Annotated in this window: 24 protein-coding genes and 1 pseudogene; 13 read left to right on the top strand and 12 right to left on the bottom strand. The window is 55.6% G+C overall.

Annotated elements, in window-relative coordinates:
• The first annotated feature begins 5 nt into the window (after positions 1-5).
• The 5 genes and pseudogenes from AC2FPW_RS17350 (at position 6) to AC2FPW_RS17330 (ending at position 3630) form a co-directional block, all read left to right on the top strand.
• A pseudogene (locus AC2FPW_RS17350) lies at positions 6-1636 on the top strand (arylsulfatase).
• A gap of 249 nt (positions 1637-1885) precedes the next feature.
• Positions 1886-2218, top strand: coding sequence for a YegP family protein (locus tag AC2FPW_RS17345; protein WP_480539187.1), 333 nt, complete (start codon positions 1886-1888; stop codon positions 2216-2218).
• A gap of 52 nt (positions 2219-2270) precedes the next feature.
• On the top strand, positions 2271-2507 hold the full coding sequence (locus tag AC2FPW_RS17340) for a hypothetical protein (protein WP_496814741.1): 237 nt from the start codon (positions 2271-2273) through the stop codon (positions 2505-2507).
• Positions 2508-2722: 215 nt separating this feature from the next.
• Positions 2723-3364 carry a Crp/Fnr family transcriptional regulator gene (locus AC2FPW_RS17335; protein WP_480871234.1) on the top strand — a complete coding sequence of 214 codons (642 nt, stop codon included), beginning with the start codon at positions 2723-2725 and terminating at the stop codon, positions 3362-3364.
• Positions 3365-3429: 65 nt separating this feature from the next.
• Complete coding sequence (locus AC2FPW_RS17330; RefSeq protein WP_480871235.1) at positions 3430-3630, top strand: YgaP family membrane protein; 201 nt, start codon at positions 3430-3432, stop codon at positions 3628-3630.
• Positions 3631-3699: 69 nt separating this feature from the next.
• Here the strand turns inward: AC2FPW_RS17330 and AC2FPW_RS17325 are convergent, their stop codons facing one another.
• From AC2FPW_RS17325 to AC2FPW_RS17305, 5 genes are all read right to left on the bottom strand, one after another.
• A complete protein-coding gene (locus AC2FPW_RS17325; protein ID WP_496814740.1) occupies positions 3700-5187 on the bottom strand; it encodes a TIGR01777 family oxidoreductase in 1488 nt (495 codons plus the stop codon).
• Positions 5184-5837, bottom strand: a complete 654-nt coding sequence (locus AC2FPW_RS17320; protein ID WP_496814739.1) for a DUF4166 domain-containing protein — start codon at positions 5835-5837, stop codon at positions 5184-5186. Before AC2FPW_RS17320 ends, AC2FPW_RS17325 begins: the two co-directional genes overlap by 4 nt.
• A gap of 63 nt (positions 5838-5900) precedes the next feature.
• Positions 5901-6464: a GbsR/MarR family transcriptional regulator gene (locus AC2FPW_RS17315; protein ID WP_496814738.1), complete on the bottom strand. Its 564-nt coding sequence runs from the start codon at positions 6462-6464 to the stop codon at positions 5901-5903.
• Between the two features lie 235 nt (positions 6465-6699).
• Positions 6700-7443, bottom strand: a complete 744-nt coding sequence (locus tag AC2FPW_RS17310) for an FHA domain-containing protein (protein WP_496814737.1) — start codon at positions 7441-7443, stop codon at positions 6700-6702.
• The gene (locus AC2FPW_RS17305; RefSeq protein ID WP_480914166.1) at positions 7440-7991 is read right to left on the bottom strand and encodes a hypothetical protein; all 552 of its coding nucleotides are present in this window, start codon (positions 7989-7991) and stop codon (positions 7440-7442) included. The genes AC2FPW_RS17310 and AC2FPW_RS17305 overlap by 4 nt, the downstream gene beginning before the upstream one ends.
• Between AC2FPW_RS17305 and AC2FPW_RS17300 the strand changes: the two genes are divergently transcribed.
• Positions 7991-8413 carry a hypothetical protein gene (locus AC2FPW_RS17300; protein ID WP_480773840.1) on the top strand — a complete coding sequence of 141 codons (423 nt, stop codon included), beginning with the start codon at positions 7991-7993 and terminating at the stop codon, positions 8411-8413. The two genes, AC2FPW_RS17305 and AC2FPW_RS17300, sit on opposite strands and share 1 nt — an antisense overlap.
• A 55-nt stretch (positions 8414-8468) precedes the next feature.
• Here AC2FPW_RS17300 and AC2FPW_RS17295 read toward each other — a convergent pair whose 3' ends face one another.
• The 4 genes from AC2FPW_RS17295 to AC2FPW_RS17280 form a co-directional block, all read right to left on the bottom strand.
• The gene (locus AC2FPW_RS17295) at positions 8469-9161 is read right to left on the bottom strand and encodes an anti-sigma factor family protein (RefSeq protein WP_496814736.1); all 693 of its coding nucleotides are present in this window, start codon (positions 9159-9161) and stop codon (positions 8469-8471) included.
• Between the two features lie 50 nt (positions 9162-9211).
• Complete coding sequence (locus AC2FPW_RS17290; RefSeq protein WP_496814748.1) at positions 9212-9757, bottom strand: RNA polymerase sigma factor; 546 nt, start codon at positions 9755-9757, stop codon at positions 9212-9214.
• A gap of 6 nt (positions 9758-9763) precedes the next feature.
• Positions 9764-10156, bottom strand: coding sequence for a COG4315 family predicted lipoprotein (locus AC2FPW_RS17285; RefSeq protein WP_496814735.1), 393 nt, complete (start codon positions 10154-10156; stop codon positions 9764-9766).
• A 407-nt stretch (positions 10157-10563) separates the two neighbouring features.
• Complete coding sequence (locus tag AC2FPW_RS17280) at positions 10564-11202, bottom strand: TetR family transcriptional regulator C-terminal domain-containing protein (protein WP_480773836.1); 639 nt, start codon at positions 11200-11202, stop codon at positions 10564-10566.
• Positions 11203-11332: 130 nt separating this feature from the next.
• Here AC2FPW_RS17280 and AC2FPW_RS17275 point away from each other — a divergent pair, with 130 nt between their 5' ends.
• The 7 genes from AC2FPW_RS17275 to AC2FPW_RS17245 are packed head-to-tail and all read left to right on the top strand — an operon-like array spanning position 11333 to position 20203.
• On the top strand, positions 11333-12190 hold the full coding sequence (locus AC2FPW_RS17275; RefSeq protein ID WP_496814734.1) for an ABC transporter permease: 858 nt from the start codon (positions 11333-11335) through the stop codon (positions 12188-12190).
• A complete protein-coding gene (locus tag AC2FPW_RS17270; RefSeq protein WP_480588105.1) occupies positions 12187-12975 on the top strand; it encodes an ABC transporter permease in 789 nt (262 codons plus the stop codon). The genes AC2FPW_RS17275 and AC2FPW_RS17270 overlap by 4 nt, the downstream gene beginning before the upstream one ends.
• Positions 12972-14069 carry an ABC transporter ATP-binding protein gene (locus AC2FPW_RS17265; protein WP_480911375.1) on the top strand — a complete coding sequence of 366 codons (1098 nt, stop codon included), beginning with the start codon at positions 12972-12974 and terminating at the stop codon, positions 14067-14069. Before AC2FPW_RS17270 ends, AC2FPW_RS17265 begins: the two co-directional genes overlap by 4 nt.
• Before the next feature lie 17 nt (positions 14070-14086).
• Entirely contained in the window at positions 14087-15148 is a 1062-nt protein-coding gene (locus AC2FPW_RS17260; RefSeq protein WP_480483509.1) for an ABC transporter substrate-binding protein, read from the top strand.
• 60 nt (positions 15149-15208) lie between these two features.
• A complete protein-coding gene (locus AC2FPW_RS17255; protein ID WP_496814733.1) occupies positions 15209-17275 on the top strand; it encodes an FAD-dependent oxidoreductase in 2067 nt (688 codons plus the stop codon).
• Complete coding sequence (locus tag AC2FPW_RS17250) at positions 17272-18846, top strand: trimethylamine methyltransferase family protein (protein WP_496814732.1); 1575 nt, start codon at positions 17272-17274, stop codon at positions 18844-18846. The genes AC2FPW_RS17255 and AC2FPW_RS17250 overlap by 4 nt, the downstream gene beginning before the upstream one ends.
• Positions 18839-20203 carry an aminotransferase gene (locus AC2FPW_RS17245; RefSeq protein ID WP_496814731.1) on the top strand — a complete coding sequence of 455 codons (1365 nt, stop codon included), beginning with the start codon at positions 18839-18841 and terminating at the stop codon, positions 20201-20203. The genes AC2FPW_RS17250 and AC2FPW_RS17245 overlap by 8 nt, the downstream gene beginning before the upstream one ends.
• Before the next feature lie 292 nt (positions 20204-20495).
• Here AC2FPW_RS17245 and AC2FPW_RS17240 read toward each other — a convergent pair whose 3' ends face one another.
• From AC2FPW_RS17240 to AC2FPW_RS17230, 3 genes are all read right to left on the bottom strand, one after another.
• The gene (locus AC2FPW_RS17240; protein WP_496814730.1) at positions 20496-21365 is read right to left on the bottom strand and encodes an EamA family transporter; all 870 of its coding nucleotides are present in this window, start codon (positions 21363-21365) and stop codon (positions 20496-20498) included.
• Between the two features lie 3 nt (positions 21366-21368).
• Positions 21369-22154, bottom strand: a complete 786-nt coding sequence (locus tag AC2FPW_RS17235) for a phosphodiesterase (RefSeq protein ID WP_480546016.1) — start codon at positions 22152-22154, stop codon at positions 21369-21371.
• Positions 22155-22497: 343 nt separating this feature from the next.
• The gene (locus AC2FPW_RS17230; protein WP_496814729.1) at positions 22498-23022 is read right to left on the bottom strand and encodes a peroxiredoxin family protein; all 525 of its coding nucleotides are present in this window, start codon (positions 23020-23022) and stop codon (positions 22498-22500) included.
• Positions 23023-23059: the final 37 nt, after the last annotated feature.

Below are 23059 nucleotides of genomic sequence, written 5' to 3'. Positions count from 1 at the left end.
TCGCAATGACCCACCTCAACTCACAGGCAGCAACCAGCCGGCCCAATGTCATCCTGATCCTTGCGGACGACATGGGATTTGCCGATCTCGGCTGCACCGGTTCTGAAATCCAGACCCCCAACATCGACGCCCTTGCGCGGGGCGGCGTTATGCTGTCGGCGATGTACAACTGCGCCCGCTGCTGCCCCCCCGTGCTTCGCTTCTGACCGGGCTTTATCCGCATAATGCAGGCGTTGGCCACATGGGCGCCAATCTGGGCACCCCTGCGTATCAGGGCTTCCTGCGCAATGACAGTGCCACGATTGCCGAGCATCTGCGCGCCAGCGGTTATGCCACGCTGATGTCGGGGAAATGGCATGTGGCGGGTGATTTTGAAGCCCGCAAGGTGGACAGTTGGCGGGTTGGCGACGTCGAACACCCAACCCCGCGCCAACGCGGCTTTGACCGGTTTTACGGGATCATGGATGGGGCCACACATTTCTTTTCGCCGCATTACATGCTGGAGGATGACAGTCGGGTCGAAACCTTCCCCGATGACTTCTACTTCACCGACGCCATCACCCAAAAGGCTATTGGTATGATCGAAGGCGCTGTGGCGGAAGAAAAACCCTTCTTCCTTTACCTAGCCCACACAGCGCCGCACTGGCCGTTGCACGCCCACCCCGAGGACATCGCAAAATACGATGGGGTCTATTCAAAAGGCTGGGACCATATTCGCACCGCGCGCCATGAAACCATGAACGGTCAGGGTGTGTTCCAGCTCGGCTGGGACATCTCGCCCCGCGACAGCACTGTACATGGTTGGGAGCAGGAACAGAACCGGGACTGGGAGGCCAGCAAGATGGCCACCTACGCGGCGATGGTTGACCGAATGGATCAGTCGATCGGCACGCTGGTTGCGGCCCTGAAACGGCTCGGTCAGTTCGACAACACGCTGATCCTGTTCCTGTCAGACAACGGCGGCTGCGCCGAGTTCATGGCCGAGGACGGCTGGGCCAAGTTCTATCCTGACCTCACCCATGACGGCAGGCAGATCACCATGGGCAATGTGACCGGTCTGCGCCCCGGCGATGCCCAAACCTTCCAGAGCTATGACAAACCGTGGGCCAATGTCTCCAATGCGCCGTTCCGGCTTTACAAGCATTATGTCCACGAGGGCGGTATCTCCACCCCACTGGTGGCCCATTGGCCAAATGGGTTCGAACCGCGCGGCACGGCTCATGCAGCCTGCCATGTGGTCGATATTCTGCCGACCATCCTGGAAGCCACCGGAGGCGCCTATCAGACAGAGGTGGGCGGTCATGATATCCAACCGTTGCAAGGGGAATCTCTGCTAGGTCTTATGAAGGGTAAGGACTGGCAGCGCGAGCAGCCGATCTTCTGGGAGCACGAGGGCAATGCCGCCATCCGGTTGGGCCAGTTCAAGCTGGTTCGACTGCATGACCGCCCCTGGGAGCTTTACGATATCGAGGCCGACCGTACCGAGCTGACCGACCTAGCGGGCCGCAACGCCGCCCTTGGGAAAGACATGATCCACCAATACCTGGCTTGGGCGGAAACCGTCGGCGTGATGGACTGGAACGAAGCGTTGCCGAAACTGCTGGCGGCGTGGGGGATGGAGAACGCGGATGGCTGAAGCTGATCGCTAGGTGGTTGCTGAGGTCCCTTGGTAAAGGACGGGTTTGCTCGCATCCTGCCAGTTCTGGCGAGGTGTAACGAATGGAACCGAAGCCAGCATCAGATCATCCATTTCGACCTTACCTGTGACTTTGGGGGTATCTTGCTCTGGGTAGATTGCTCACCTCATCTTTTTTCTTGAGACGAATGTGCAATTATAGGAATGTATTTGAAAAAATCGAAAGTAGAACAGAGGAGTAGGCGTCAAATGGCCGGGAAGTTCGAGATATATAAAGACAAGGCTGGTGAATTTCGGTTTCGTCTGAAAGCAGGGAATGGTGAAATCATTCTGGCCAGTGAAGGATATGTTCAAAAGGCGAGTGCCACGAACGGGATCGAGTCAGTCAAGAAGAACGCGCCGGATGACAGCCGGTACGAGCGCAAGGAAACCAAATCCGGCGGTCATATGTTCAACTTGAAGGCCAGCAACGGTCAGGTGATCGGCACCAGCGAGAGCTATACCAGCACTTCAGGGCGGGATAACGGGATCGATTCCGTCAAACGGAACGCACCTGACGCACGTGTCGACGATCTGACGTGACCTGACACGGTAACTTTTTACCACTTCCATTTGTGTAAACTGCGAAGGCGAGATGCATGGACGCATCTCGCACAAAGGCTTGAACAACCAAGCCGAAAGCACTCATCAATCAACCCGTAGGCGCGAACGCATCGTGAAGCGCTTCGTTTCGATTCTGTTTCAAATCCGTGCCTACCGAATAAAACGGCGTTTTAGCGACAGAGGATCCAGACCCATGCTGGCAATCAAATCCTTTGCTTCAACCGCATTTGCCCTGACGACCATTAAACAGAAAAACATGATCCGCTAAGGGCAGACCTCCCCTGGACTCCGTCCATTTCAGCACTTTGCCCAACTGGCAGGCCAATAGAGTCGCCATCTCCACTGATGCCGCCGCTATTAAGACCGTAGTAGAATTGTCAACTTTGGTTCCGCGCGGGTGGGTTTGTCACAGGCAAATTGGGTTTGCTCGCGAGGTCCCCAAGGCTAAAAATCCGGGAGTGAGTGTGAGACGGAGGTAAAGCGGTGACCCAACAGAACTGGAGCCAGGCCATTCTCGACCGGCTCAAGTCCGCAGGAAGTAATCTGACTATACCAGACGGATCCCAACTGTTTGCACCGGGCGCTTACGGTGAGATGTTTTTGATCGTCCGTTCGGGCATCGTCCGGGTGGAACAAACCAGCCCGTCGGGACGCACCGTTGTTCTTTATCGGGTTGGCCCGTACGACAGTTGCGTTATGACGACCTCGTGCATGTTGTCGGACATCCCCTATTCAGGGTTCGGTTATGCCGAGGGGCCGGTGACGGCGCTGGCCATCGGGCGGGACAAGTTCAACACGTTGCTGGCTACAGATGCCGAGTTTCGGGGCGCGGTCTTCATGGCGTTTTCACAACGCATTGTTGAGCTGTCCGAGGTTATCGATGATCTTCTACTTAACCGGATGGACCTGAAATTGGCGCAGTGGCTTTTGGATCAGGGCGCACCTTCGGGCGATATCCGCATCACGCACCAGCGCATTGCGGCCGAACTGGGCAGCGCACGCGAAGTCATGTCCCGTATTCTCAAGGATTTTGAACATCGCGGGTGGGTCAGGCTTGAGCGAGGTGTGATTTATCTGCAGGACCGCCCAGCCCTGCACCACCATGCAAGAACGGGGGTTGTGTGACCTCGTCACATAACACGACTTGGAAAACAGTGAATCTTGGGCCAGACAATCAAGGAGATTCGACCATGCAATTCACGTCAAATGTTGGTTCTGTCGACCGGATTCTGCGCCTGATCCTCGGTGGTGTGCTGCTCCTTCTGGCACTGACCGGTACTATCGGCCCCTGGGGTTGGCTTGGGGCTGTGTTTGTGGTGACAGCATTCATGAAGTTCTGTCCGATCTATGCGCTTCTGGGTCTGTGCACCAACAAGCAAGCCAAGCCGTAACACGACCAACCCTTGCCTCGTGCAACACCGGGATTTGTCTGGATCCCGGCGTTGCGCAGCGGGCGCGGGTCAGGCGCGGCGTTTCTCAGAGCTGACGCTGTTTGAGGCGGCCCGAGCGCCCGTGATCCTGGCAAGGGCGGGGGCCAGCTCGGGGCTATTGAAACGGAACCCGCTGCGTAGCAGTTTTGCCGGAATGACACGCTGGCCACCCAGTATCGTTTCACGTCCCATATCCCCTGCGACGTTTGTGATCAGCCAGGCAGGCAGACGTATCAGGGCAGGGCGGTTCAATGCGCTTGCCAAAGCCTGTGTGAACTCTGCGTTGCGCACCGGGTTTGGAGCAGTGGCGTTGAGCGGGCCGTTGATATCCGGATGCGACATGGCGAATGCGATGACGCGGATCAGATCATCCCGTTCGATCCAGGGCATCCACTGTTGTCCGTTCCCCAGCTGACACCCGGCGCCAAACTCGAAAGGTGTCAGCATTCGGGCCAGCATGCCGCCTTCAACCCCCAGCACCAGACCGATACGCAGTTGCACAACCCGGACGCCCATATCCACGACTGGCGCAGCGGCGCGCTCCCATGTGTCGCACACCTCATGGATGAAGGCGGGGCAGTGCGTGTCGTCTTCGGTGAGGGTCTCGTCTTGCCGCAGCCCATACCAGCCCACGGCTGAGCCGGTGATCAGACAAGATGGTTTTTGATCCAGCCTGCGGGTCAGTGCGACCAAATCTTTCGTCATCTTGACCCGAGACTCCAGGATGCGCGCGCGTTTCCGAGGCGTCCAATGCGCGTTTGCCACCGGCTCACCCGCCAGATTGACGATGGCGTCAAAACGCTCTGTGTTGTCAATTTGCTCGAGTGAGGCGATCAGGCGTACCGGATGGGTCAAAGCGTCGACCTTTTGCAGATTGCGGGTCAGGACGGTGACGTGGTGGCCGCCAGCAACCAGCGCTTCGACCAGACGTTGCCCGATGAAACCGGTGCCACCCGTGATCAGCAGATGTTGTCGGGGCGCGAGTTGCGCGACCAGAGAGGCCGAGTTGACAGCATTCAACCGCGTGCTGCGTGCGGCCGCCACCAAATCGCGCGCGCTGAACAGCGCCACACCAATCGCGGCAAGGGTCGCCATGATGCTCCAACCGCCGTGATGGACGGGTACCATCGCTGACGGCAGGGCAGACCACGTCCAAAGGTATGGGGCAGCCAGCGCGAGGATCGCACCATAATTCAGCGCCAGCAAAGTGTGATTGACCCGTTCCGTGGCGGGGAGACGGCGGGTTAGGTCCTCTTCAACGAAATCCCAAAGGGTAATCAGGACCTCAAGGCCCAGGATTATGGTCAGAGCAATGGTAAACGTGCCGTGGGGTTCGAACCATCCAAGGCACAGGAAGATGACGGCGTAGAACGCGTTCCTGACCCCATGCAGGCGCAGTTCGGTCTGTTGCGAAGGGCGCCAGGCCAGCCGCTCGGTGCCTTCATGGTGCACCAGCGTGTCGAATGCACCCATCGAGATCTGAAGGGCAATCAATGTCCAAAGCAGGGGGTCAGTCATGTCGGATCCTTTCTGTCGTGAAAAATGGCGTCCTGGTGGATCAACTCTCCGAACAGGCGGCTATGAAGGCTTAGGGAAAACAGAAACCGCGCGTCGCCAAGATCGGTGTGAGTGATGGTCAGAACGCCAGGGCGAATCCAGCGCGGGAGGCGCAGTTTCCTATCACCCAATTGAACGAAGTAATGATCGCTGAGAATGCGGAGACCGGTGCGGTCTGCTTGAACGCGTAATGCGATACCGATACCGGCGCCGATGTATTCTTCGATCCCGGTCGGTCCAGAGAACCGTTTTGAGCTGTGGATAACTTGAGGAAACCCTCCGTCGCGCCCATACTGGCGGATCCAGAACTGTCCGTTAACGGAACTATCCTCGGTCACGGTGACAATCGCGGGCTGATCCACGCTGGATGTATCAAAGGGTAGGGGGCCGCCGATCAGACGGGCCAGATGCGCCAGCAATTGCCCGGCCAGCGTCAGCCGCATTGCTACAACTTTGCCCTGATAGACCACGCTGGCGCCGTTCGCTAGGCAATGACCAAACCGCGCCCGGACCTGATGGGGCAGGGCGGCCCAAGCTGCTGGGCCAACCAAGTTGCGAAACCTTTGATCGGACATGTCCATAACATGCGGAGAGAAATTGCTCAGTTTCATATCACACCATATGCTGTAGTTGCTGTTATTTCTGTATGAAGAGAAATATATTCTCAAAATTTTTTACGACTTGCCTTTCTTGCTCCCGATCTTGAGAAGCGTGAAGATCTTGTCGCCCATCTTCATAAGAGCCGAAAGCTTGGACTTGGGGACCGACAGCATTTGCTCGGACCATTGGTCGGCCGTAGTCAGGAACTGTTGCATATTTTGCATTCTCTCCAATACGACAGGGGACAGATCAGCCTCGTCCGAGGCTTGTTGCACGCAGATGTCCAACGCCCGCATCGCGGGGTCGATCTCGCGCTCTTTGCGGCCTTTTGCAATCAGCAGGGCCATGTTCCAGACGTCAGTTTCGGCTGCGAAGTGCTCGCGGCGATCACCGGGGACGGGTACGCGGTGGATCAAACGCCATCCGGCCAGCTCTTTCAGCGAGTTTGAAACATTTGACCGGGCGATGCCAAGTTCGGTTGCGATTTCTTCGGCATTCATGGGCGAAGTGCTGAGGTACAAAAGCGCATGTATCTGCGCTACGGAACGGTTCACGCCCCACTGGCTGCCCATATCACCCCAATAGAGGATGAATTGTGAACGGGCCGAGGATTCGGATAAGTCAGTTGTTTCTGTCATGACAGAAATATGAGATATCGGTAGTCTAATGTCAAACAAATTTACCATGACGTCAGGGTGATCCGCCCGAAACCTGTACCGAGGTCTTGTCGCAACCGGATCGCAATTGATGACCGTGGAATCCTGAGTGATTAACCAATTCCAAAGCCAAATTTAGGGAATTAACCAGCCGAAATACCTGCCGTGCATTTGTAGCTAACAAACTATGCTAAAACCCGCGGTACGTTGGAACTGGTCACCGGACCGTGGCAATCTGGACATTTCCTACACGGAACCGACCATCCGCGGCCAACGGTACACATTTTTCAGGACCGACACGCCGTCCACCTGTCCAGGTTCCGTTCGTTGAGCCCATATAGCGAATAAAAAGATCGCCCGTTTTTTCTACGCGTAAAACACAATGCTGACCCGAAGTTCTTTCGCTGCGAGAAAGCGCAAGATCAGCCCAGTTCTTGTCACGCCCGATTTTGATCTGATGTGTGTTAGACAAGCCTTTAACATTCCGAAATTCGACAAACTTGCCGCGATCCGGGCCGTTCAGAACAACCAATTGCCAAAAGGCCAAGGCGCGGGGAGCCATCGGGCTGTACCATGTCACATCGGCTGCCCTGTCATATCGGGATGCGACATTTGGATTTGCTCCGGTTAAGCCAGACGACATGACCTTTTTCAACGCGCGGGTAGAACGCCGCATATGAGATACCGGATTGCCGCGTTTGTCGCGCATATTCAGACGTAAGGCATATCGTCCCAGGCTGTGCCCACCAAGAAAACCTTCGCAGATCAACCAGTAGCTAAGGACCAGGATCAGATAAAGCCCTACCGGTAAGGCCAGACCGGTATTTCCCAACCGTAGTTCCTGACGCAACACAGGTTCCAAAGTGACCAATACAAAACCCAGAAACATAAAATCTAGGACAGCGGCGGCGCTCAGCAGGCGCGCGGCGTTTTTTGAATCCAGAGGTCCACCGAGCTTCATGTCCGTGCCCCCAACAAAGTAAGCACCATAAAAAGGGCCGCGCCGATCGAGAATAGGAACAGCGCGTCGCACCTGACCCGCAGTGCTCGCCTCCCACCTGCACCGGCGCTTTGAAAATGGAATCCAGCGACCCACAGGGCAAGACCCGTTCCTGCGACAGTGAATAACAGGATTTCCGGCAAGACCTGTTGGTGGGGCGCAATAGAAAGCCAGTCAGCAGCCCCCACCATAAGGCCGCCCCACAAAAGCGCGACGACATAAGCTGCAAAGCCAAGAGACTCATTTCTTTGCTGACTTAGCTTTCCGACAAGTGCACCCAATCCCCATCCCAATGCCGCAGCGACTAAAACTAATAATGTCAGGCGGACAGGTAAAGACAGTGAAGAAACCTGAACATTGAACACAATACTGGACGTATTGTTCGTCAAATTGGAAGTAATACCGAGAAACGCAAGAAATGCGCCAACTCCGGCACCGAGGTGCCCAAGGAAGGTAAAAATATCATTTGCGAGTGAGAGTTTATCTCTGATATCAAAGGGTAATTTCATTGAAAATCTCGAAGGCGGATCTGAGTAACCTGGAAGAAGCATTGCGGATCATTGTCGACCAGGCCGAGCGGAACGTCGTAAACCCTGATCAGTTCTTTGCACAGGTTCTTGGAGTTGCCGCAGACATGAGCCGCAGACCTGATCAGGTATCACGCCAGTCAGACCCCAGCCTTGCCGAAGCTGTGGCGTTGGACGAATACCTGTCTGACTTGCCTTATAAGTCTCAGATCATGACTATCACTGAAGATGATTGGGTGCGCCTTCCGATTTCAGAGCAGCAAACCATCGTCAACGGGCTATATGACAAGATCGAACGGTACCGGCGGTACAACGAGTCGACCGATCAATGGGTTGATTACCTCGGGGCCGGGCCGCAGGCAGGAAACTTGCTGTACCCGATGTTGCTGGATGATCTGCCATAACCTCAAAGGTGTTGTCGCAAATCTTCTGCGCGAGCCAAGCCGTCGAAAGCGGTTTCTAGATCATTTGACCATGCGCCAAGCGGGCGATGTGTTCCATCGGGTCACGTTTCTGGTCCCCGACCAACGTATACTGCCAGGGTCCGTCCTGCCAGAAGACGACAAGATACCCGTCCTCTTGTCGAAACCGAAACGATTGAGTTTGAATTGTGTCGCCGTGCGTGGCCATCAAACTCAACCGATCACCCTCTGCATTCTCATACATAAATAAAGCTGAGGCATGGTCGCCTGCGGGCAGAAGGCGTCCTCCAATCAGGGTAAACCCGGTTTCCCCAAGTTGTGGCGCGATAATGGCAGAGCCCAATCGATTGGAGAGCCAGGTTTGCAAGTGATCTTTTTCCGTAGCGGCGACCTCCACAGGGTGAAGAACTTCAACGGCGAATAAAGAATGCGCCGCTTTTGCGTGTTGGGAGAACAATGCCAGATCGTCGGTTGCTCGGCTCTCCCAAGGTTGCAAATAAGACCCCAAACCAAAACCAACGGCAAAAACCGCGACCGAAGCAACCAGCCTGAAAGAGACTGGCGAGGGCGGCTTGGCCTGTTTCTGCAGACTTCGAAGATGTGCCGCAGAAGGAACGGGGACCGCCTTGTTTATCAGGTCTGATTGACGCCGTAATGCACGGATGCGCGCTGCATCGTCCGGGTGATGTTCAAGGTGACGGTCAAGGCATTCGCTTTCTTCCGGTGTCAATTCACCGTCTATGCTACGCTGAACCAGGTCTTCGATGGATGGGGTGTGCGTCATTTCACGCTCCTGATCTTCACGGCGGCTGAAGCGTCCATTTCAGATTTGATTTTAGTACGCGCGCGAGAGATCCGCGACATCAGCGTACCCTTTGGAATGGACAAAGTTGTGGCCGCTTCGTCATAGCTTAACCCACCAATCACAACAGAAAGAAGGGCTTCTCGCTGATCTTGAGGAACAGAATCCAGCGCCTTCCAGACAGCCTTGATTTCCAACCGTTCTTCGGCCGTGCTTGTCGTTGTTGCCAGCGTCGAAATGTTGTCGAGATCGACAGTGTTAAATCTGGCCTCTCGACGCCACCTGTCCCGGTAGAGGTTCAACAATATTTTAGTGAGCCATGGTTTCAACGGCCGCCCCGGAAGCCAAAGCAATCGTTTGCGCAGAGCGCGTTCAACACAATCCTGCACCAGATCATCCGCCGCATCCCGATCACGGGTCAGCGACCAGGCATAACGCCAAAGATCGGGGAGGCAGTTTTCAAGCTGGTTTTCAAATGACTGAAGCATGTACGTAAGCCGGGAGAGGAAACCTTCCCCCGGCACCAAGGTTCAGGGGCGTGCGATATGCCAAACACCTTTTACACCGTCGCCTGTCATGTCCCCAGGGTTTTCGTCTTTGAACCATAGATAAAGCGGCTTTCCTTTGTAGGCGATCTGAACGTTGCCATCCTTGCGTTCGATCAGGCTATAGCCTTTTTTCAGTTCCATGTTGGCATCACCCATCAGCGGCGGCCATTTGGTGGCACAGTCATCATAGCAATTCGAAACGCCTGTTTCGTCCTTGTCAAAGGTATAGAGAGTCATCTTGTGCGCATCCATCAGGAAGGTTTCTCCGTTGAGCTTGCCAGTTACGGCTGGCGCACCGGTGTGACCATCCGCAAATGAACCGGTTGCAGTCGCAATCAGCGCGACACCAGAAAAAGTAAGGGACTTTAGGGACATTGTATTCTCCGACTGTTTCAGGTCTGCCGGATGGCAGACAATACAACTACGAAGGCGCCTGGAAAAAATTCCCCAAAGTGAAACATTTTTTCGGCGGCGTGTGGGCATTGTTTTGATGGTAAAGCCAGAGTCCACGCCTATGGGAAAGGTCACGCATATCCAGTTTGGGTACGAAAAACCTGTATCTGTTCGACAAGTGGGACAAGCGCGTTAGGGCCCGTGGGGCAGGGTGCTTCGTCACCTGTCAGTATCTGAAGTAAGGATATCTAAGTTTTGGCACGGCTATCGCAAATCTTGCAAAACGGAAGCACAGGCGAGCTGATTGCATGCGCCCGGAACAATTATCTCTCAGAAACTTCTGTCTCCGAGCTATCCAATTTGAATTTGAACGCCGCCTAGACTTAGACCTAGAATTTTCCGGGGAAAAGTCCGCATAAAAACCTTCGAACAAGGTTGACAGAGCGGCGGCGTGAAAATCCCTGCATATCGGTTAGGTAGTTCACCCACATCCCCTCCAGCAAGGCCAGCGTTCCGCTGGTTGCGTCATCTACCAGGTTCGGGTCGCCCCTGTTTTCCGAGGCTATCTCTGTGAACGCGGACCGCAAGGTTTCGACAAGTTTGTCATCCTGAGTGCTGCTGTAACGGGCGATACCTGGATGAGAGCTTGCGATACCCCGAAACGCATGCCAGATTTTAGTACTGCGGGGATTGAGCAGTGCTTCTGACAGGTCGGCCTCAATCACTGCCATAACACGGTCTTCGGGTCTTGCGCTCGCGCCCAGATCTGTCCTTCTGTCCATCTCGGCATAATACTCGGTGCTGAAATGCTGGGCGGCTGCGGTCAGTAAATTGTCCTTACCCCCGAAATGCAAATGGATCATTCCGCGTGACAGACCGGAGCGCTCGCAGATTCGGCTGACCGAGGTATCGGTAACCCCAATATCGGCAATCGTGTCCAGAGTCGCGTCGATCAGTAGCTGTTTATTGGCTTCCGGATCCCGCTTTGAACCGCGTTTTTGTTCCTTGACGCTTTGCGCTTTATTCAATGGTACCAACCGTTTGTGAATGTCTCATAGAGGTAGCTCACAGGAATATTGACACGAAAGGCCATTCTGGCGCAACATTTAATGGACGATCGTCCATTAGTGACTCGTGAATTGCGGGAAGGGAGGTTGGGTGATCTTTCGCAGCGAAGCGTCCCGGGGATATACCCTCAGCGCGCCAGCCACGGCTTACGTGGGCTTTCTGGTCGCGGCGCCATTGGTGATCCTGATTGCCTATTCATTCTGGACCCAAACCTATGTGACGCTCGACAAGACACCGACACTGAAGAATTACAGCGATGCGTTTGCGGATCCGCTGGTCCGGCACCTGATGCTTCGGTCGATCTGGATTGCCGGAGCGGTGACCATAGTCACCGTCGCGCTGGCCTATCCCATCGCGTATTTTATCGCGATGAAGGCCCAGAAAAAGACCATCTGGCTTCTGCTCATCACCATTCCGTTTTGGTCCAGCTATCTGCTGCGCGTATTTGCCTGGAAGCTCATTCTGGGGTTCAATGGCGTGATGAACTCTGCGCTTCTGGCGCTGGGTTTGATCAGCGAACCTCTCGACTTCCTGCTCTACAACGAATTCGCAGTCGTGCTGACGCTCGCTCATGCCTGGGCACCATTTGCGATCCTGCCGATCTATGTCTCACTGCAAAAGATCGATCCGAGCCTTCTTGAGGCTGCAACAGATCTTGGGAACAGTCCTTTTCAACGTTTCATGCGGGTGACCCTGCCGCTGACGATCCCAGGTATCATTGCTGCCTGCCTGATCATCTTCATCCCTACCGTCGGTGATTATGTGACCCCGGCTTTGGTTGGTGGTTCAGACGGGAAGATGATCGCCAATCTTATTCAGGTGCAGTTCGGGGCCGCCAATAACTGGCCCCTTGGGGCCACGCTGTCGCTGATCGCAATGCTTTCGGTGGGTTTTGTGGCCATCGTGTTTGTCATGTCCGCGACGCAGCTGGGGAAGCGGATCAGATGAGACGTCCTTCGACCCTGACAGCCTATGCGTTCCTGTATCTGCTGTTTCTGTACCTGCCGGTTCTGTTCCTGCCTCTGTTCTCGTTCAATAGCGGCACAATCGTTGCGTTCCCGATCAAGGGCTGGACACTGGACTGGTATCGAAAGCTAGGCGAGCAGGACACGTTGATCCAGGCGCTTTGGAACTCGCTTGCCGTCGGAACTGTTGTTGCCCTTCTGTCGACCGCCATGGGGCTGTTCGCCGCCCGTGCCTTTGTTCGGTACCGTTTTCGGGGTCAACGCGCGGCAGAAGGTCTGGTGATGCTGCCTTTGGTGATCCCAGGTATTATCGTCGCCTCTTCAATGCTGGTCCTGTTTCTGTTTCTTGGTCTCAAGCCGTCATTGCTGACCGTCATTCTGGGCCACACGTTTCTCGCGCTGCCGTTCTCTGTCTCGATCTTGAAATCCGCCTTTGATGACTTCGACGCATCACTGGAGGAAGCATCTTACGATCTGGGCGTCGGTGTGTTCGAAACCTTCCGCCGCGTGACGCTGCCGGTCGTCGCCCCCGGTATCGTAGCCAGTGTTTTGGTCACATTCACCGTCAGTTTCGATGAATTCGTCCTTGCCTTTTTCCTGTCCGGCAACCAGCCAACCCTGCCGGTTTACATCTGGAGCCAGATCCGTTTCCCCGCCAAGCTTCCAAATGTGTTGGCGCTGGGGTCGATCCTGCTGCTGACTTCGGTTCTGCTTCTGGTTCTGGCCGAATACTTCCGCCGCCGTTCATCCGCATCAGAGGTCCGATGACAAACAGAAACATCATAGAGCTCAGGGACGTCGAAAAGCGCTACGGAACATTTGTGGCTGCGAGCGGAATAAACCTTGACCTCAGAGAGGGTGAGTTCTTTTCGCTCCTCGGTCCTTCGGGATGTGGCAAGACCACGGTTTTACGCATGATCGCGGGCTTTCAGGAACCCACCAGGGGGAAGGTGCTGATTGACGGTCAGGATATGGAAGGAGTGCCGGCCAACAACCGTCCGACGAACATGGTCTTCCAAAGCTACGCAATCTTCCCACACCTCAATGTCGGGAACAACGTAGCCTACGGGTTGCGGGGTAAAGCGCCCAAGGCCGAGATCGACCAGCGCGTCGCCGAAGCTTTGGAAATGGTCGAGCTGGGTGGTCTTCAGGATCGCGGCGCAAGCGAGTTGTCGGGCGGGCAGCGTCAAAGGGTGGCACTTGCCCGCGCGCTGATCATGCGGCCAAAGGTGTTGCTTTTGGATGAACCCTTGTCAGCGCTTGACAAGAAGCTGCGCGAACAGATGCAGTTTGAAATGCGCAATCTGCAACAGTCGCTTGGCATTACCTTTGTGATGGTCACGCATGACCAGTACGAGGCGATGACCATGTCCGACCGTATCGGCGTGATGTTCAACGGACAACTCAAACAAGTGGACACGCCAACGACGCTTTATGCCCGTCCCTGTGATCAACAAGTGGCCAGCTTCATCGGTGAGATGAACATATTGCCGGCCCGGTTACTGAGCGAAAGCGGTGACGTGTTGTCAATTGATGCGGCTGCCTTCGGGCGGATGGAAATCGAGAGAAACCCCAATGTGGCGACCAGCGCCAGAAACATGAACATCGGTATTCGACCGGAACAGCTGGAGATTGCTGTGGACCGGCCTGAAGACTACCCATCAACGGTTCAGGGCACTGTCAGCAACGTCGCCTTCTACGGTGAGAATATTCACTACCACATTCAAGTGGCTGGGGCCGAGAAACCAATCTCGGTCTCGGTTCCGAACTATTTCCACACGGTCGACTTTAAACGCGGCGATGTCGTTTGGTTGGGGCTTCAGGCGGCTAGCGTGATCGATCTTGGTACGATCTCGGAATAAAACAGAGGGAGGATAGAATGAAACTTCAGGGAATTGCGGCCTTCGCGTGTGCGACGGCAATAACGACAGGCAGTGCCAGTGCAGGTGGCGCCGATCTGACGGTTTTTGACTGGTCGGGATATGAAGATCCCGGATTCTTTGCCAGCTACATGGAAAAATACGGGGATGAAGCGCCAAGCTATTCCTATTTCGGAAGCCAGGAAGAAGCCTTTACCAAGCTGAGTTCCGGTTTTACCGCTGATCTGGCACATCCTTGTTCTGACGCGGTCAGAAAATGGGTCGCAGCTGATCTGATTCAGCCTTTGGATGAAAGCAAGCTGACCAATTGGGCGGATGTGCTGCCCGAGATCAAAGAGGTCGACGCCATCGTTCTGGACGGCCAGCTTTATATGCTGCCGTTCGAATGGGGGAACACAGGTCTTATCTATCGCACCGACAAGATATCAGGGGATGACATCTCACTGCAACTGATGGCGGACCCGGCCTATGCAGGCAAAATCGCCATCCCGGACGCCGCATCGTCTGCTTATGCCCTGGCCGCGCTGGCCACCGGAAACGCGGATGACTACACCAACCTGAGCGATGAACAATTCAAGGAAGCATCGGATTTCCTGCGCTCGATCCACCCGAATATGCGTTTTTACTGGTCCGATGCGGGTCAGTTTGACCAGGCCATGACCAGTGGCGAGATCGAAATGGGGTGGGCCTGGAACCAGTCCGAACTGAACCTGATCTGGAACGAAGTGCCCGCGGCCATGATGCGCAACGTGGACAAGGGCATCGCGACCTGGGCGTGTGGCTATGTGCATCTGAAATCGTCCACGACACCGGTCGATCAGGTCTATGACCTTTTGAACGCGCTTACGGACCCTGCCAGTGGTCAGTACATCATCGACAACTGGGGTTACCCGCATTCCAACGCAAAAGCTTTCGAAATCGCCGATCAGGGCAGCATAGAAGCCTATGGTTTTTCCGATCCCAAAAGCTTTTTCGAGGGCAGTTTGTTCTTTGATGCTGTGAACCCCGAGCTTGAGGCGAAGATGCTGGCCGAATTCGAGCGGATCAAAGCCGGCTTCTAACATAACCCACTATCCGGAGCCTTAAGGCTCCGGAACTCAAATACAGGAAAACGCGTGATTATGTCGAACGCGAACCCATATGCTCTGCTTTTCGAACCGGTCCAGATCGGGCCCGTCACAGCCAGAAACCGCTTTTATCAGGTGCCGCATTGCACCGGGATGGGGCATCTCAGGCCGCGTGCGGACGCTGCCGTACGGGGCATGAAAGCAGAAGGTGGCTGGGCGGTGGTGTCCAATCAGGAGACCGAGATTCATCCGACCTCGGACTTGTCCCCGTTCCCCGAAGGGCGATTGTGGGACGCACGCGATGTGCCTGCGCTGCGGCTGATGACAGATGCAGTGCATGCACATGGCGCGTTGGCGGCCATACAGTTGGTTCATAACGGCAACCACGCGCAAAACCTGCTAACCCGCGCTCCGGTTCTTGCACCGTCCGAGATGTCTGTGGATACGACGCAACCAAAGCACGCGCAGGCCATGGACAAGGCCGATATCCGGGAACTCCGCCGCTGGCACCGCGACGCGGCCCTGCGCGCGAAAGAGGCCGGGTTTGACATCGTTTATGTCTATGCCGGGCACAACATGACATTGGCGCAACATTTCATGTTGGCCCATATGAACCAACGCAGCGATGAATATGGGGGGTCGCTTGAAAACCGCGTGCGGCTGACCCGTGAGTTGCTGGAAGACACCCACGATGCCATAGGCGACAGCTGTGCCGTGGCGTTCCGCTTTGCCATTGACGAGATGATGGGCGCCGACGGTATGCAGGCGGCAGAAGAAGGCCGCGCGGTTGTTGAGCTATTGGCCGATCTTCCCGACCTGTGGGACGTGAATGTCGCGGATTGGTCCAATGACAGCGCAACGACCCGTTTTCAGCCCGAAGATGGCTATCAGAATGCGTTTCTGTCCCACGTCAAACAGATCACCCGAAAACCTGTTGTTGGCGTTGGCCGACTTACGTCCCCGGACATGATGCTGTCGATGGTCAAAAAGGGAATTGTCGACCTCATCGGTGCCGCGCGGCCATCCATTGCGGACCCTTTCATGCCAAAAAAGATCGAGGAAGGCAGGATCGACGAAATCCGCGAATGCATCGGCTGCAATATCTGCGTGTCGTCGGACAATCTGGGTATTCCGATCCGTTGCACGCAAAACCCAACGATGGGCGAGGAATGGCGCCGTGGCTGGCACCCCGAGATCATCGCGCCGAAAAAAAGCGAGGCCGAAGTGCTGGTCATCGGCGGCGGACCTGCGGGGTTGGAATGCACCATGCAATTGGCACGGCGCGGGTATCAGGTGACTCTGGCCGAGGCCTCGGCCGAATTTGGTGGACGGGTAGGTAGGGAAAGCAGACTTCCCGGCCTCGCCGCCTGGTCGCGCGTGGTTGACTATCGCCTGAACGATCTGAAACAGCGGGCCAACGTTCAGTTATTCACTGACAGCAAGCTCGAAGCCGGACAAGTCGCCGAGCTTGGCATCGAGCATGTCTTTGTTGCAACCGGCAGCCATTGGCGCGCAGACGGCGTGGGACGCAACACGCAGCGCCGTCTGCCCACGATCACGCCGGATGCCAAGGTGTTGACGCCTGGTGACATTATGAATGGGATTCTGCCCCTGGACGGCCCGGTGATGATCTATGATGATGATCATATCTATCTGGCGGGAGTGATTGCCGAAAAACTTGCGGCAGCCGGATATCAGGTCATTTTTGCCACGCCAGAGAGTTTGGTTTCAGCCTACGCCGTTCACACATTGGAACAGTCCCGCATCCAGGCCCGCATGATCGAACTGGGGGTCGATATCCGCTGCAATCAAGTGCTTACGGCGGTTCAGAGCGACGCGGTGCGGATCGGCTGTGTCTTTACAGGCCGCGAAACTGAAATCCCGTGCGCCTCAACGGTTCTGGTGACCGAGCGCCAGCGTGAAACCGCCCTTTTCGACAGCCTGAAGGGAGCCGGTTTGAAGACCTTGGACCTCATTGGTGATGCCGCGTCGCCGGGGCTGATCGCAGACGCGGTTTTTGCAGGTCATCGCGCCGCCCGCGATTTCGAGCGCCCAAAGGCCGATGCAGACAAAGACTGGTTTCGCCGTGAGATTATTGATTTGGCAGAGGATGCAACATGAACAGCACCAATGAAGCACCCCGTTCACGTCGTCGCGGGGGCGGGGGGCGCGCAGCGCGTCTGAAGGTACAACAGACGACCACGGGTAACGAAGCCGTACGCGGGGGTCTGAGCGGCGGGCGCTATAGACCGCTGACTCAGACCGATATGGAGAACATCCATCATGCGGCCTTGACCGTCCTGGAACAAACCGGAATTACCGACCATTTCCCGGAGTTGCTTGAGCTGGTGCTTCCCAAAGGTGCAGTGCTGAGTGACCTCAACCGGCTGTGCTTCCCACGCGCCCTGATGGAGGACATCCTGGCAGGTGCCGCCAAGGAGTTTTACGTCTATGCCCGAGGGGAGCGCGAAGGTAAGGACGACATGCATTGCACGGCAGAAAGCGTCTATTTCGCCAATTCCGGCACCGCCGTGACAACATTCGATTCCAAAACCAAAACCTATCGTCCGTCGGTTCTGCGTGATGTTTATGATTTCACCCGCCTGGTCGACTGTTTGGAAAACATCCACATGCTGGGCGACACGGTTCTGGCGACGGATGTGACCGATGACTTCACTCATGACATGAGCACCATTTATGCCATGCTTGCAGGCAGCCAAAAACCCGCTTGCCTGACGTTCCGTGACCGCAGCCACATTCCACATGCCATCCGCATGTTTGATCTGGCTCAAGGGGGCGAGGGGGCTTTCCTGAAAAAGCCAAGCGTCATATTCGGCGGCTGCCCCATTGTTTCCCCCTTGCGGATCGGCAAGGAAAACATGGAAATCCTGATCGATACTGCCAAGCTGGGCCTGACTGTCGATCTGGCTGTGCCGCCTCAAGCCGGGGCCACGGCTCCAGCGACGCTTGCGGGAACGCTGGTTCAAACCGTCGCCGAAACACTTGCCTGTGTTGCCATCGTTAATCTGATCACGCCGGGGTGCCCCATCTGCTTTGCGGCCTGGCCCTTCATTACGGACTTGCGCAGCGGGTCTTTCACCGGTGGCAGTGGCGAACAGGCGCTGATCGGTGCCGCAGCAATTCAGATGGGCAACTTTTACGGCCTTCCCACTTCGGTGGGCGCAGGTATGACCGATGCAAAAATACCTGATGCGCAATACGGGTTGGAAAAGGCGCTGACCTTTACCCTTGCAGCGCATGCCGGTGCCAATCGCCTGTGCGAGTTTGGTGGCATGATCGGTAGCCTGATGGGATGCAGCTTTGAAAGCATGGTCATCGATGACGAAGCGGGCGGCATGATCCTGCGATCGTTGCGTGGGATAGAGGTTACTGATGAAACCATGGCGGTGGATGTGATCCACCAATGTGCCATAGATCCGGGTCATTTCCTCGGCAATCCGCACACGCTGAGCTATATGAACAGCGAATTTGTCTACCCACAGCTGATGGACCGCGAGCGTACGGACACTTGGGAGAATGAGGGGAAAACGGATCTGCTGGACCGCGCCCGCAACAAGGCGAATTCCATCCTCGACAGCCATTTTCCTAATTATTTTGGTGCTTTGGACGCTCGGGTGCGCGAAGAATTCCCTATTGTACTAAGCGCGGAAAGCATGGCCCGCCATGGATAACTCCAACGCCAAGCAATGGGACAACGACCACTTCCTGCACCCGTGGGAAGGGATGGAGGCTTTGGGTGAAAACGACCGCACCTTTATCGAAGGTGCCAGCGGCATCCATCTGATAAACGAAAAGGGCGCTCGCCTGATCGACGGTCCGGGGGGAATGTGGTGCACCCAGATTGGGTATGGGCGCACGGAAATGGCCGAAGCAATGGCCGAGCAAGCCCGGAATCTTGCCTATTTCTCACCCTTCAACAACACCAACTCGACTGCGGCACAGTTCGCCCGCGAAATCGCCAAACGTGCGCCCGGCGATCTGAATAATGTCTTCTTTACAACCGGCGGTTCCACCGCGGTTGATACAGCCATCCGGTTTGTCCATTTCCGCAACAACCTTATGGGTCGGCCAGAGAAAAAGAAAATCATTTCAAGGCAAAAAGCCTATCACGGAAGCACTTATCTGGCAGCCAGCGTCAGTGGAAAAGAACGTGACAGGCTTTGGCTCGACAAGGCCGACGACCTGGCGCATTTCCTGCCGGACGTGAACCCGCTTTACCGCGCGCCCGGTCAAAGCGATGAAAGCTTTCTGAACGAGAAAGCTGCCGATCTCGAAAACGCCATTGTGGAACTTGGCCCGGAAAATGTTGCCGCTTTTATCGCTGAACCGGTTTTGGCTTCGGGCGGTGTCATCGTGCCACCAATCGGCTATCACGCACGCTGCCTGAACATCTGCAAGAAGTATGATGTTCTGTATATATCAGACGAGGTTGTCACGGCTTTCGGGCGATTGGGTCATTGGTTCGCTTCCGAGGCTGTCTTTGGAATTCAGCCCGACATAATCACCTGCGCCAAGGGGATGACATCCGGGTATGCGCCGATGGGGGCCGCGATTATCTCAGATCGGCTGATAGCGGATGTTGCGGGAAAAGATGCCACCTTTTCGAATGGCTACACCTATTCGGGCCATCCGGTCAGCGCGGCTGCCGGGTTGAAAAACATCGAGATTTTCGAGCGGGAAAAGATACTCGAACACGTTCGAAATGTCGGCCCGATTTTTCAGGATCAATTGCAGCAGTTGCGCCAGATTGACATTGTGGCCGATGCGCGTGGGATGGGATTGATGGGGTGTGTTCAGTGCTCAGTCGATGGCGATCCCCAGAGCGAGCTTGGGCGCGACTATGAGATTGGCAGTCGTATCGATATGGAATGCCAGAAGCACGGTCTGCTTGTACGACCCGTGATCAACATGTGTGTACTTTCACCGCCCCTCATCATTACAAAAAGCGAAATCGAGCATATGTTTGCTATTCTGCGACAAGGGCTAGAAGCGACATCCGAGTGGCTCGGCAGGATCAGTGGCCGGTGACTGTTGCAGGCTGTCGCTGCGAAAACCTGGAGATCGGCTACCGTAGCGGCATTTAGATCTTAAGGATTGCCAAGTTCCTTTTCGTCAAGGAGTTGGCGTATTTGCACTGCCCGAGCGACTATGGCATCTACACGTTGGTTCCAGAGATGGAGTGTTTCGGATCATCAGTGTAGTCGTTTGATTCTGTCCTGCACGGCCATTACAGGACCGGCTATTTACGTCCAGAGAGATCCCAAACAAGGCTAGTAAACGAAGGACGAGTTCGTAGCGCGTCAAGACAGTGACTACAGTTTCAACCTCGGGACAGCGTAATCAAAAGGATTCCCAATGCGATCAGGCTTGCCCAGCCGATACGGTGCAGAAAACGGGATTCCTTCAAGATGATCGCCGCGAGGGTCACTGAAACCGGGATCGATGCTTGCCGTACCGCGCTGACTGTGGCGGCTTCGGCCCCAAGCTGGAACGCGGTCAGGATGAACAGGTAAGATAGATAGGACGCAATCCCGGCAAAAGCGATCCGCACCGGTGCCTGCGCCCAGCCACGCACGACCCCCAGAAACGGGGCTGACAAGTGGCGATCTTCCCAGGCTCTGATGCCAGCAAGCAGCGGTGTCACCAGAATATAGGTGAAAAACAGGAAAGGTGCCGGATTGGTCAGCTTCATCGCTTGGGCATCGCTTAGCGAATAAGCGGCAGATCCTAGCATCGCCATACTTGCCAGCGCGAATGCTTTGTGATCATGCAGCAGCCCGCCAGGCGACTTCTGAATCATCAGGCTGCCTAGCAGGACCAATGCGATCCCCAGCAGGGTGAACCACGAATAATGCTGATCAAGGGCCAGCCAGCTGAAGGCGACAATGGCAATCGGCGACGAACGGATAATCGGATAATAAACCGACAGGTTCCCACGTCTCAGGGCCGACAATGTGCCGTAGTAGTAGAAGGTCAACCCAAGGGCTGAGATTGCGACAAAGGGCCAGGTCTCAGGCGGCAGGCTCAATTCCTGACCCATGACCAGCGTATGAACCGCCGCCAGGATCACCCAGGTCAGAGACACTCCGACATAGCACGACACCGGATGCGCAACCCCTTTCAGCGTAAGGTCGCGCAATGGGTGGGTTGCCGCCGAAACCAGAACCAATGCGATCCAATAGGCTTCCATACCTCAGGTCTGATGCAATGGGTTGCGTTGCAGGAAAGTGTTGAAATGCACCGTCAGCTGATCCTCGGCGATCTGTACGACACCGTAGGCCGGAGGTTCGTCGCAGAACTCGCCATCGACACTGGCCGCATTCAACGGAATCTGATGGTTGAGACTGGGCAGGCTGGTAAATGGAATGCCACGCCAGTTCACATAGGTCATGCGGTGCACATGGCCGTAAAACACATGCCGAATGTTGCGCCCGTGTTTGAGTGCGTCAGCAAAGGCGTCCGCTTCGACCAGCCTGATCTCGTCCACAAGGGGAATGCCAAGGTCAAAGGGCGGGTGGTGCAGGAACACATAGGTTGGCTTGTCCTCGGCTTGGGTCAGTTGCTGCCTGAGCCAGTCCAGCCGGGCAGGGCAAAGCTGCCCTTCATGCACATCGCGCCCGTCTTTGGTTGAATCGAGAAACAAGAAAACACCCTCATCCGTTTCGAACCGATGCTGGACAAACCCGTTGGCATCCTTTGGATGATCCGGGAAGACCGATTGGAAAACAGTTCGGTCGTCGTGATTTCCAATCAGCAGAAAAGAGCGGAGCGGAAATGCGGCCAGTTTCGCCTTGAGCGCCCGATAGGCCTCATCCTCAGCAAATTCAGCCAAATCTCCAGAGATGACACAGAACGCCGCATCGGAATGCCACCGAAGGATATCGTCCAAACAGGCGTCCAGCCGCTGGGATGGAAAGCCGCCGTTTAGCGGGCCGGAGTCGCGGACGAGGTGTATGTCAGTGATGTGAATGAATTTCATCAGCCATTTTCCCCGAGTATTGCAAGAAACAAGGTATCGACGAAGTTTGCCGATCACACGGATTTAGTAAGAAATTCACTGGGTTCACTCGCTCATACGCGACAAGGTTTGCAGTCGAACACGACAGAGTTCGCGAAACTTCCCCCAAATGATGTGAAGCCGTAGTCCAGATAATCCGGCCGTATTGCTGTCGCGGGTACGCAAGTCTGAAACGGGCGCGGTACCGTGCCTAAACGAACATGTGGAACCTGGGCAGTCTTGCTTAGCTGAGAAAATTGAGAACCAATGTCGCGCACGCCGAGGAGGTAGATACGCTTAGGTTTGCCCTCTGTATGCCGCCGTTTCACACAGCGCAGCCAGTGTCATCACAACGCCTGGCCTGGCTGGGTTGCCGACTTGCGTCCACAGCGGCAGCCTCGCTGGCAAGTAGGCTTCCAATCTCTGCACCCAGCTGCAGCTTAGAGACCTGGCCAAAGTGATGTGCCGCAATCCTGCCTGACTGATCCAATAGAACAAGGCTGGGCGTGCCGCGCATTCCGTATGCCGCCATAGTTTCCGGCAAAGGCCCGGTGCCCTGTTTGTCGACCGCCACTGGAAACCTGATACGGTATTCGTGAAGAAAGGCTTTCAGTGATACCGGCGTCATTGCGTCGTGATGTTCGAAAACGGTGTGCAACCCGATTACGGCGACGTGTTCGTTGGAAAAATGCTCCCGCACAGCTTGTGCCAGAGGGATGCCATGGATGACGCAGCCTGGGCATAGCATCTGGAAAGCCTCAATGACGACAACCTTACCCAAGAAATCCGAAAGCTTTAAGTTCTTGTCAGTGTTGAACCATTCACTGACCTGCAGTTCAGGTGCTTGCATATTGATCTCTCCTGTTCAGAGGTCGGCCGCCTGCCTG

It is taken from the genome of Ruegeria sp. SATB027, from assembly GCF_059613825.1.
This window is presented reverse-complemented; position numbering and strand designations above follow the sequence as displayed.